This window comes from Microcoleus sp. PH2017_34_RAT_O_A (assembly GCF_020737885.1).
Taxonomy (GTDB): domain Bacteria; phylum Cyanobacteriota; class Cyanobacteriia; order Cyanobacteriales; family Microcoleaceae; genus Microcoleus.
Genome location: NZ_JAEQDD010000152.1, coordinates 1 through 10012, shown reverse-complemented (window position 1 = coordinate 10012; position 10012 = coordinate 1). Strand labels below are relative to the sequence as shown.

Annotated in this window: 8 protein-coding genes; 7 read left to right on the top strand and 1 reads right to left on the bottom strand. The window is 47.3% G+C overall.

Translation table 11 applies throughout. From position 1 onward, the window contains the following. The coding region (locus tag JGK11_RS31265; RefSeq protein ID WP_293186092.1) for a photosystem II D2 protein (photosystem q(a) protein) at positions 1-834 on the bottom strand (834 nt) is incomplete at its 3' end. Between the two features lie 202 nt (positions 835-1036). Here JGK11_RS31265 and JGK11_RS31260 point away from each other — a divergent pair. From JGK11_RS31260 to JGK11_RS31230, 7 genes are all read left to right on the top strand, one after another. Next, positions 1037-1603, top strand: coding sequence for a photosystem I assembly protein Ycf4 (locus JGK11_RS31260; RefSeq protein WP_293186889.1), 567 nt, complete (start codon positions 1037-1039; stop codon positions 1601-1603). A 148-nt stretch (positions 1604-1751) separates the two neighbouring features. Beyond that, the gene (locus tag JGK11_RS31255) at positions 1752-2537 is read left to right on the top strand and encodes a peptidylprolyl isomerase (protein WP_293186888.1); all 786 of its coding nucleotides are present in this window, start codon (positions 1752-1754) and stop codon (positions 2535-2537) included. A 180-nt stretch (positions 2538-2717) separates the two neighbouring features. Further along, positions 2718-3977, top strand: a complete 1260-nt coding sequence (locus JGK11_RS31250) for a beta-ketoacyl synthase N-terminal-like domain-containing protein (protein WP_293214287.1) — start codon at positions 2718-2720, stop codon at positions 3975-3977. Positions 3978-4318: 341 nt separating this feature from the next. After that, a complete protein-coding gene (locus tag JGK11_RS31245; protein WP_293186886.1) occupies positions 4319-5413 on the top strand; it encodes an ATP-binding protein in 1095 nt (364 codons plus the stop codon). A gap of 303 nt (positions 5414-5716) precedes the next feature. Beyond that, the gene (gene mutL / locus JGK11_RS31240; protein WP_293186885.1) at positions 5717-7624 is read left to right on the top strand and encodes a DNA mismatch repair endonuclease MutL; all 1908 of its coding nucleotides are present in this window, start codon (positions 5717-5719) and stop codon (positions 7622-7624) included. 281 nt (positions 7625-7905) lie between these two features. Next, complete coding sequence (locus JGK11_RS31235) at positions 7906-8658, top strand: SGNH/GDSL hydrolase family protein (RefSeq protein ID WP_293199187.1); 753 nt, start codon at positions 7906-7908, stop codon at positions 8656-8658. 208 nt (positions 8659-8866) lie between these two features. After that, positions 8867-9964, top strand: coding sequence for a serine/threonine protein kinase (locus JGK11_RS31230; protein WP_293193712.1), 1098 nt, complete (start codon positions 8867-8869; stop codon positions 9962-9964). Positions 9965-10012: the final 48 nt, after the last annotated feature.

Below are 10012 nucleotides of genomic sequence, written 5' to 3'. Positions count from 1 at the left end.
GCCTGTGACGGGTACGAACAGCATGAAGAAGTGCAACCAACGTTTGTTGGAGAACGCAATTCCGAAGATTTGCGACCAAAAACGGTTAGCTGTAACCATGGAATAGGTTTCTTCTGACTGAGTTGGGTTAAAAGCTGGGAAAGTGTTAGCACCTTCGCCATCTTCAAACAGGGTGTTTTCCACGGTGGCACCGTGGATAGCGCACAACAGCGCGCCGCCCAAGATGCCTGCAACGCCCATCATGTGGAAGGGGTTGAGCGTCCAGTTGTGGAAGCCTTGCAGGAATAGGAGGAAGCGGAAAATTGCTGCGACGCCGAAACTTGGGGCGAAGAACCAGCCTGATTGACCCAAGGGGTAGAGCAGGAACACGGACACAAACACGGCGATCGGGCCGGTGAATGCGAGGGCGTTGTAGGGACGGATGCCGACTAAACGGGCAATTTCGATCTGACGCAGGCAGAAGCCGATCAGTGCGAAGGCGCCGTGGAGGGCGACAAATGCCCACAGACCACCGAGTTGGAACCAGCGGGTGAAGTCCCACTGTGCTTCGGGGCCCCACAGGAACAGCAGGGAGTGTCCGAGGCTGTTGGCTGGGGTGGAGACTGCGACGGTGAGGAAGTTGGCTCCTTCGAGGTAGGAGCTTGCCAAACCGTGGGTGTACCAGGAGGTAACGAAGGTGGTGCCGGTTAACCAGCCACCGATCGCCATGTAAGCGCAGGGGAATAGCAGGATGCCAGACCAGCCTACGAAGACGAAGCGATCGCGCTTGAGCCAGTCGTCGAGTACATCAAAGATGCCTCTTTCGTTCTCGGCGCGTCCGACTGCGATTGTCATTACGGTAAAATCCTTTTGCTTGTTAAAAGACCAAGGTTTCTAATTAAACTTAACATAACTATATATTATAAGTTCATTAATTTTCAACTAGAACAGCAGGAGTTGATACAGAATCGCGATCGTGACTGGGCGATCGCGCCAGCGGAGTGAGACTAAGGTAGGCTAGTTGAATTAAAATTTTGGTTTAAGGCTGTTTAAATTTATGACTGCAAAAACAATGACCTCGATCGATTCTGTCCTGCGCTATGAGGTTTTGGGATCTCGTCGCTTCAGCAATTACTGGTGGGCAACGGTTGTCAGCATTGGAGGGACTGGTTTCCTGCTGTCGAGCATTTCCAGCTACTTACACAAGAACCTGCTGCCTTTTGCTGACCCGACTCAGCTTATTTTCATCCCCCAAGGCATCGCGATGGGTTTCTACGGTGTCTGCGCCCTGCTGTTGGGGCTTTATCTGTGGCTGACTGTTCTCTGGGATGTTGGCGGCGGATACAATGAGTTCGATCGCAAAACAGGTAACATTCGGATCTTCCGTTGGGGATTTCCCGGCAAAAACCGCAAACTTGATTTTACTTGCAAGACATCGGACGTGCAATCTGTGCGGGTCGATATTAAAGAAGGTCTCAGCCCCCGCCGCAGCATTTATCTTAAGCTCAAAGACCGCCGTCAGTTTCCCCTGACAAGAGTCGGACAGCCCATTTCTTTGTCTGATGTGGAAAATCAAGCTGCCGAATTGGCTCGATTTTTGCAAGTGTCCCTAGAAGGGCTGTAGAGATTTGGGATTTGGGATTTGGGATTTTCGATTTGATATTGGTAATGTTTTGTAGGTTGGACGGCGGGGCGCACAAAATCGATAAATCTAGAGTGCGCCCGGCCATGTACCAGATCTGAATGAAGTGAAAGTGAAAATACAAATGCAAATGCAAATCAAAATTCAGCGGTGGTTCTTCTCACTTTTAATAATTGGCGCGCTGTTTGTCGGGGGATGCGGTAGTTCCCCTGCTGCAAACTCTACTCCGACACCAAATCCGGCGTCGGGTGAAAGCATTTCTTTGTCTCCGTCTCCGTCTCCGTCTCCTGCTGCTGTGGCGGCGAGTTCGCAATTTAGCAATTTGCCACGCTTGCAAGGAAAAGCAACGGTAGTGATGACGGTTAAAGGTACTCCGATTACGATCGAACTCGACGGCACAAATGCCCCAATTACTGCGGGCAATTTTGTCGATTTGATTCAGAAAGGAGTCTACGACGGGCTGGTATTTCACCGAGTGGTGCGGGAACCTCAGCCTTTTGTAGTTCAGGGTGGCGACCCCCAGGGCAAAGACCCTAAATTCCCTGCGTCGCGGCTGGGAACTGGGGGCTTTATTGACCCGAAAACATCTGTCGAACGCAGGATTCCTCTGGAAATTAAAGCTAAAGATGCCCCGAACCCGACTTACAGCCAAACGCTAGAACAAGCTGGGATTGCTCAGAAACCCGTGTTGATGCACACTCGCGGGGCTGTGGCTATGGCTCGATCGCAAAGTCCTGATTCGGCTTCTTCTCAGTTTTACTTTACTTTGACCGATGTGCCGTTTTTGGACGGTAGCTATGCGGTTTTTGGCTACGTGAAGCAAGGGATGGATGTTGTTGATAAGATTCAAGCGGGCGATCGGATTGATAAGGCTACTGTGACCCAGGGTTTAGAAAATTTTAAGGCTGCTAGTTAGTCAGTTGACAGTTGACAGTTGACAGTTGACAGTTTGCCGTTGGGAGTTGGTAGTAGTTATTGGTTATTGGTAACAAGCCAAAACTAATACCTGATAACTACGCATCAACAACCAACAAGTCATAGATTACGAATAACTAATCACAACTAACTAATAACTACTGCCTTCTAACTGATACTTATGGATGTTGTGGTTACGGGAATTGGTCTTGTTTCAGCGTTGGGAAATCTGGAAAATAGCTGGAAAAGATTGTTATCTGGGGAGTCGGGAATTCGGCAACATCAACCTTTTTTAGAACTTGAACCGCAACTTTTGGCTTTGGTAGGTACAAAACCTGCTGATTTAATAAGTTTAATTTTGCCTGTTTTAGCAGATGCTTTGCAAGATGCTAATTTGACTTTGCCGATTCCTGATTGCGGAATTGCGATCGGTTCTAGTCGCGGCTTTCAGGCTAATTTGGAACTGTTGCTAAGAGAGGGGGAGAGGGGGAGATGGGGAGAGGGGGAGAGGGGGAGAGGGGGAGAGGGGGAGATGGGGAGAATTGCCCAATTACCAATGCCCAATTCCCAATTCCCGATGCCCAATTCCCAATTCCCAATTCCCGATGCCCAATTCCCAATTCCCGATGCCCAATTCGTGGACTTTTTGCCTCACATGGGGGCGATCGCGGTGGCGAGGGCAATTGGCTCGATGGGGCCTGTGCTGGCGCCGATGGCTGCTTGTGCGACGGGCCTACAGTCGATCGCCCGCGCTGTTGATTTAATCCGCACCGGTGAGTGTCAGCGCGCGATCGCTGGTGCTGTTGAAGCGCCAATTACACCGCTGACTGTGGCTGGATTTAACCGGATGGGTGCTTTGGCAAACACGGGCTGTTATCCCTTTGACGAAGAGCGGGAAGGCTTGGTGCTCGGCGAAGGCGGGGCTTTATTTGTATTAGAATCAAGTGAGTTGGCAAGGCGCCGCAACGCTAGAATTTACGGTCTAATTTCCGGTTTTGGGTTGACAAATGATGCTTTTCATGCTAATTCGCCGGAGTTGGGCGGAAAAAGTGCGATCGCGGCGGTAAATCAATGTTTGAAACGTAGCAATTTAACGGCGGTTGATATAGATTTTATTCACGCTCACGGTACTGGAACTGATTTAAATGACCGACACGAAGCCCTGTTAATTCAGAAATTGTTTCGCCAAGGAGTTGCTGTTAGTTCGACGAAGGGGGCTACTGGTCATACTTTGGGAGCTTCGGGTGCTTTGGGCGTCGCTTTTTGTTTGATGGGTATTAAATACCAGGTGTTGCCGCCTTGTACTGGCATAAAAAAACCGGGGTTTGAGTTAGATTTTGTTCGCTGCGCCCGATCGACTTTTGTGAGAAATGCGGTTTGTTTGAGTTTTGGTTTTGGCGGGCAGAATGCTGGGATTGTCTTGTCTCAGGGCGATCGTTAATTTTTGGTAATCGAAGGCGATCGGCATTGAAATTGCAGCATCTCTCTACAATTAAAATCTTGTGGGGGCGTGTCCGAAAGTGCGATCGCACTTCCCATTTAAATCTGAGATCAAATATCATATATATGTATTTTAGTCAATTAACTTAGAATGTTGGTGAGATTTCTGGTACCGCTGTGCTAGTCTGGCTCTCCATATCGAGGCTTACCCTTCCCTCAAAGCCAGGGATGCCAGAAAATAACAGCAAATTCCAGCAGTATTGTATTTTATTAACGCATCGATGCTTATAGCGCGAAGATAGAAGAAAGAAACAGTTTCAATTAAGCCTCAGGTATTTTCACATGGATCTGGCATCTCATCGATTTATGTCTTATTTTGAACCTCTTCAAGCTGCTCATCTGTGCCAAATAGCTGTATTGGAAAGTTTTGCTGAAGAAACGGTGGTTTTTGAAGAAGGAGAAACAGCCGATTTTTTATATCTAGTTTTAGAAGGTAAAGTCGAGTTTAGCAAGCGGATTGACAACAGTAAATATCAAACTATTGCTGTCGCTAAGCCCGACGATTTTTTTGGCGAACTCGGAGTTTTAGACGGAGAGCCTCGCAGTGCTAGAGCTGTGGCAGTTGCCGGATCGAGTTTGGCCAAAATAGGCCGCGAAGAATTGATAGCAAACCTCGAGTTTGCTAAAGGCAGTTCAGTAATGCAAATGTTTAGTTTCATTATTAAAAATTTGCGCTCTACCACGGATCAATATGTTAGCCAATTCGTACACAAACAAAAAATGGTTTTGGTGGGTGAAATGGTGAGCACAATTATTCACGATTTCAAAAGTCCTTTTACCGGAATTAAACTCTCCAGCGAAATGCTCAAAGAAATGCACCCCGATGCTGAAACTCAGGAATGGTGTGAACTTATTCAGTTGCAAGTTCAGCGAATGTTGGGGATGGCTGAGGAAGTATTAGAATTTTCGCGTGGGAACTCTGCATTAAATAAAAAACCAGTTAATCTCATCCAGACGTTGCAGCAGTTTGAAAAGTTGAACAGAGTTTATTTTGAGGCTGCAAAAGTAGACTTAGTGCTGGGGGTATCAGAAGTGATAGTGGAAGCTGACGACAATAAGATTTTGCGAGTTTTACAAAATTTAGTTGGGAATGCTGTTGAAGCTTTTGGCGGACGCGGGGGCCGAATAGAGATTATGCTGACAGAAAGTGAGGATTGGGCAGAAATTAGCATTTATGATAACGGCCCTGGCATTCCGCAATCAATCAAGGACAAGTTATTTGAACCGTTTATAACCTATGGCAAGCGGACTGGTACTGGCTTGGGAACAGCGATTGCTAAGTCGATTGTTGATGCTCACAAAGGGGAAATTAGTTATGAGTCGGAAAACAAAAAAGGAACCACTTTTTACATCCGCTTGCCAAAAGTCATCAGTTAGTCTGTGGAGTTTAAGTAATGTTTGTTTGTCACCACCGACTTCAATCAATCATTTAATCGATTTGAGATTGTTCGACTTCCTTCGGCTCCCTTCGGCTACGCTCAGGACAAGATGCTCAGGACAAGTTTGAGATTGGATAGTTGCCCCCACAAGTGAATCTGGGAGCTTGAACTTTTGTCTAAAATGTTGGGAACATCTACGACTTAACTATGTGGAACATTACCAGTTTTTGGGCGGATCGCGATCGTGTGTATGGAGTGGCAGAATCAGGTATAATTGAATTAACGAACCGCTAAAAATCTGATGCCAGTTACTATTCAAACCTTACCCGCAGAAGTTATCGATTTAATTGCCGCAGGCGAAGTTATTGACTCGATCGCCGCTGCGGTACGAGAATTAGTAGAAAATTCTCTGGATGCTGGCGCAACTCGCATCGTTGTGTCTGTTTGGCCCGAACAATGGCGGGTGCAAGTTGCCGATAATGGTACGGGAATGGATCGGGAAAACTTGCAGCAGGCGGCTTCGCCTCACAGTACGAGCAAAATTACCACGGAAGCTGACCTTTACAAAATTGCTACTTTGGGATTTCGCGGTGAAGCTTTGCACAGTTTGGCTCAGTTGGGCTGTTTGGAGGTTTTGAGCAGGCCCAACGATTTGGGATTCGGAGATTATTGGGAAAATCGACAGTCTGCGGAAACCCCCCCTAGCCCCCCCTTAACAAGGGGGGGAGTTGAGAAGTCATCTTTGAACCAGCCGGGAGTTGAAAATGCTCGATCGGGCTGGCGGGTAGTTTACAACAACGCTGGGGAAGCTGTGGAGCTGGAAACAGTGGCAATTGCTCCGGGCACGGTGGTGACTGTGGCTAATTTGTTTGGCAATTGGCCCGTGCGCCGCACTTTTTTGTCGCCGGCACAGCAAATGCGATCGATCCAATCAATCCTCCAGCAAATTGCAATTTGTCACCCCTACGTTAATTGGCAGTTGCGCCAAGCAAATGCGCCTTGTTTTTACATAACTTCGGCGAGCACAGCGGAACAGATTTTACCTCAGTTTGTGCGCGGCGTGCGATCGAGCGATTTACAATATTTAAAGTTAGATTTGCCTGCGAGTCCTGAGAATCAGAAAGCTGCAATTTTTTTGGTAGAAACTCAACTTGTGGGAGCTACAAACAACCACAATTATCAATTCCCAATGCCCAATGCCCGATGCCCAATTCCCAATTCCCAGTCTTTGGAGTTAGTAATTGGTTTGCCCGATCGCTGTCACCGCAGGCGGCCGGATTGGGTTAAGGTGGCGGTGAATGGACGGGTTGTGCGATCGCCCGAAATAGAGCAAACTATTCTCAGCGCCTTCGCCCGCACTTGTCCGCGCGATCGCTATCCCGTGTGTTTTGTTCACCTACAACTCTCCCCCTCGGAAATCGACTGGAACCGCCACCCGGCTAAAGTGGAAATTTATCTGCACGATCCGAGTTTTTGGCAAGCACAAGTTGGCGCGGCAATCGATCGGGCTTTGCACCTGAATGATGAGGTTTTGGCAGATCCTCCAATTCCCGATCGCGTGGGACAGTTGTTGAAAGCATCAGAACAAAAAAGTGCTTACAGTGTGGGGACTTCAGCTCGAAAGAGTGATGGCGGTGACGAACAGACAACAGGTCGTAAAATAGGATTGATGGAACTGAGGGCGATCGCTCAAGTTCATAATACTTACATTGTTGCAGAACACTCTAGCGGAATGTGGTTAGTCGAACAGCACATCGCTCACGAGCGCGTTTTGTACGAACGTATCTGCGCTGATTGGCAGCTAAAATCTCTAGAAAAACCAGTGATTCTCAGTCAATTATCTGCCCTGCAAATTGAGAATTTGTCCCGCTTGGGTTTGGAAGTAGAAAGTTTTGGCGAACAGTTATGGGCGGCACGGGAAGTACCGGATTTATTGGTCGATCGAGATGACTGTGCGGATGCGCTTTTTGAACTCAGTAAAGTCGCAGATTTGCAAGCTGCTCAAGTTGCTACTGCTTGTCGTAGCGCTATTCGCAATGGTACTCCTCTCAATCTTTCTCAAATGCAAAATTTGTTGGATGAATGGCAGCAAACTCGCAATCCGCGCACTTGTCCACACGGCCGCCCGATCTATTTTGCGTTGGAAGAATCGACTTTGGCTCGGATTTTTCGCCGCAGTTGGGTGCTTGGAAAAAGTCACGGGATTTGAAGGTTAAAAGTTATGCTTTAAGATTCGCGTTACATACAGAATTGTTTTTTTTGAACCGCAGAGGGCGCAGAGAACGCAGAGAGGAAGAGAAGAGAGAAGAAATGTTTCAGAATTTGATTGTAGTGAGGAATGCAAGTCGGCATCAGACTAGAATAAAATAAAGAAAAATTTTTTGATAATCGTTTGTAGTGAGCATTTTGACCCGCAAAAATAAGGACTGAAGTCCTCACTACAAACCTTTTTTAGATGACAATAATAGATTGTGCGTTGGGAAGAAAAAAATGAAAAATGTTTTTATATTTTCGATTGTGTTAAATGTAGTTTTGCTATCTATTATCTTAATCTACACAGGGAAGCGGGGCTATTTGGGCAGAACTTTGGTAATGGCGAATGCAAATTATCTGGAATTGCCGACGGATACGCTGAGTTCTCAGTCTTGGTGGCAAGATGAGGTAAAGTATCAAGTTGCTGTGACTCGGAACGCGCATATCAAAACTTGTTTTTTTGGAGATTCGATCACTTCGATGCTGGGGAATAATCTGGGTGACAATTCTTTCAATTTTGCGATCTCTGGCCTGACTGCGATTTCTCAGTTGGAACAGCTTAAGTTTTTAACTGCTGCTCAAGTTAAGTGCGATCGCGCGATTGTTGCTCTCGGGACAAACGATGCTATTTACAGAACTATGGACGGACAATTTGTGAAAAATATGCGGCAAATAATTAGCACTGTCAAAAAAGATATGGGGGCGAAACAGGTGATTTTGATGCCAGCTTTTTATTCCACTATTGAGGCCAGTCGCGATGTTACTGTTGCTGCTCCGATTCCGAGAGTCGATAAGTTTAATCAGTTGATTCGCCAGGTTGCTGCTGCTGAAAATTTATCAATTGATGAAGCTGGTTTGCAGCCGTTATTTGAAGGTAAAGCTTTGAAGGCTAATTTGACTTCGGATGGCGTTCACCTCAATGCTGATGGCAAAAAAATCTATCGTGAAGCTTTATTAAAAATAGTGGCTTTTTTAGATAAAAAGGATTAACAGAATGACCGCAATATGAGAATTTCTGTCTCGTTTGTGTGGCCGATCGCAAACTAAATTCTAAAACCCTTGTCTAAAAGGCGATCGAATCGTTAAATTTCGTTAAATTCCATTGCAAAGCTATCCCAAATATCCCTGAACTTGGGTTCGTCGCGCATACTGAAAGAATCCACCATACACCAATTCTTTCTTAAGGAAATCTGTCATAATGGATGGCGATAAATGCCAAAAATCGGGTTGTACGGGAACGATCGAGGATGGCTATTGTGATGTCTGCGGCATGGCTGCCGTTAAAACCGCTGAACGGCTGCTTTCCTCCCCTCTCCCCACTGCATCGAACGCGAGCTTATCGAGAACCAATTCACCCACAGCCAGTACGCCGACGGGTTCATCCTCCGCAAGCAGCCGCAGTTCCCGGCGCACGGGTAGCGCCTCTAGAAGCAGCCGCAAACAATTAGGTGCGGGATTGGTGTCGATTCCGGAACTCCCTTCCACTGAACCGGAAAAGGCGCTGCTTGTAGAAGCCGTCGTCCCGGAAAACAAACGCTTCTGTTCCAGTTGCAACAACGCTTTAAGTCGGGAAAGAGGGTTTTGTCCGAAGTGCGGTCATAAGTATTCCTTCGTTCCCAGCCTCAAACCAGGCGATCGCGTCATTAACCAGTACGAAGTCAAAGGTGCGATCGCCTACGGGGGACTCGGCTGGATCTATTTGGGATTTGATAGGAGTCTGTCGCGCTACGTCGTTCTTAAGGGGTTGCTCAACACGGAGGACGAAGCCAGTGCTGCCGTTGCTGTAGCCGAACGCCAATTCCTCGCCTCTGTCAAACACGCCAACATCGTTGGGATTTACAACTTCGTCAACCACCTCAACGAAGGCTTCATCATTATGGAGTACGTTGGAGGTCAGACGCTCAAGGAGATTCGCAAGACGCGCGGAGTGTTACCTGTTGCTGAAGCGATCGCCTACATTCATCGCATTCTCGGCGCTTTTGCCTACCTGCACGCGCAAGGTTTAGTTTATTGCGACTTCAAACCGGATAACGTCATGCTCGAAAGCAATGACGTGAAACTGATCGATATGGGTGGGGTGCGGCGCATTGACGACTTAGATGGGGACATCTACGGAACAGTGGGGTACAGCGCACCGGAAGCAGGAGAAGGGCCCACTGTCGTCTCGGATTTATTCACGATCGCCCGCACCCTCGCCGTCTTGGTGACGAACATTTCGGGCTTCAGCAAACAACACCAGTACAAGTTACCGCTCGTAAAAACCTGGACAAAGCTACCCAAAAGTAGTCAATGTTAGACATCTACGTTAGTAATTTTAGTCCACAGTCCTAAAACTACAGGAATA

What these genes read in the sequence shown, in the direction of transcription:
- JGK11_RS31250 (WP_293214287.1), top strand. Translation starts at nt 2,718, where the DNA reads ATGGATGTTGTGGTTACGGGAATTGGTCTTGTTTCAGCGTTGGGAAAT.
- JGK11_RS31260 (WP_293186889.1), top strand. Translation starts at nt 1,037, where the DNA reads ATGACTGCAAAAACAATGACCTCGATCGATTCTGTCCTGCGCTATGAG.
- JGK11_RS31235 (WP_293199187.1), top strand. Translation starts at nt 7,906, where the DNA reads ATGAAAAATGTTTTTATATTTTCGATTGTGTTAAATGTAGTTTTGCTA.
- JGK11_RS31230 (WP_293193712.1), top strand. Translation starts at nt 8,867, where the DNA reads ATGGATGGCGATAAATGCCAAAAATCGGGTTGTACGGGAACGATCGAG.
- JGK11_RS31245 (WP_293186886.1), top strand. Translation starts at nt 4,319, where the DNA reads ATGGATCTGGCATCTCATCGATTTATGTCTTATTTTGAACCTCTTCAA.
- JGK11_RS31255 (WP_293186888.1), top strand. Translation starts at nt 1,752, where the DNA reads ATGCAAATCAAAATTCAGCGGTGGTTCTTCTCACTTTTAATAATTGGC.
- mutL (WP_293186885.1), top strand. Translation starts at nt 5,717, where the DNA reads ATGCCAGTTACTATTCAAACCTTACCCGCAGAAGTTATCGATTTAATT.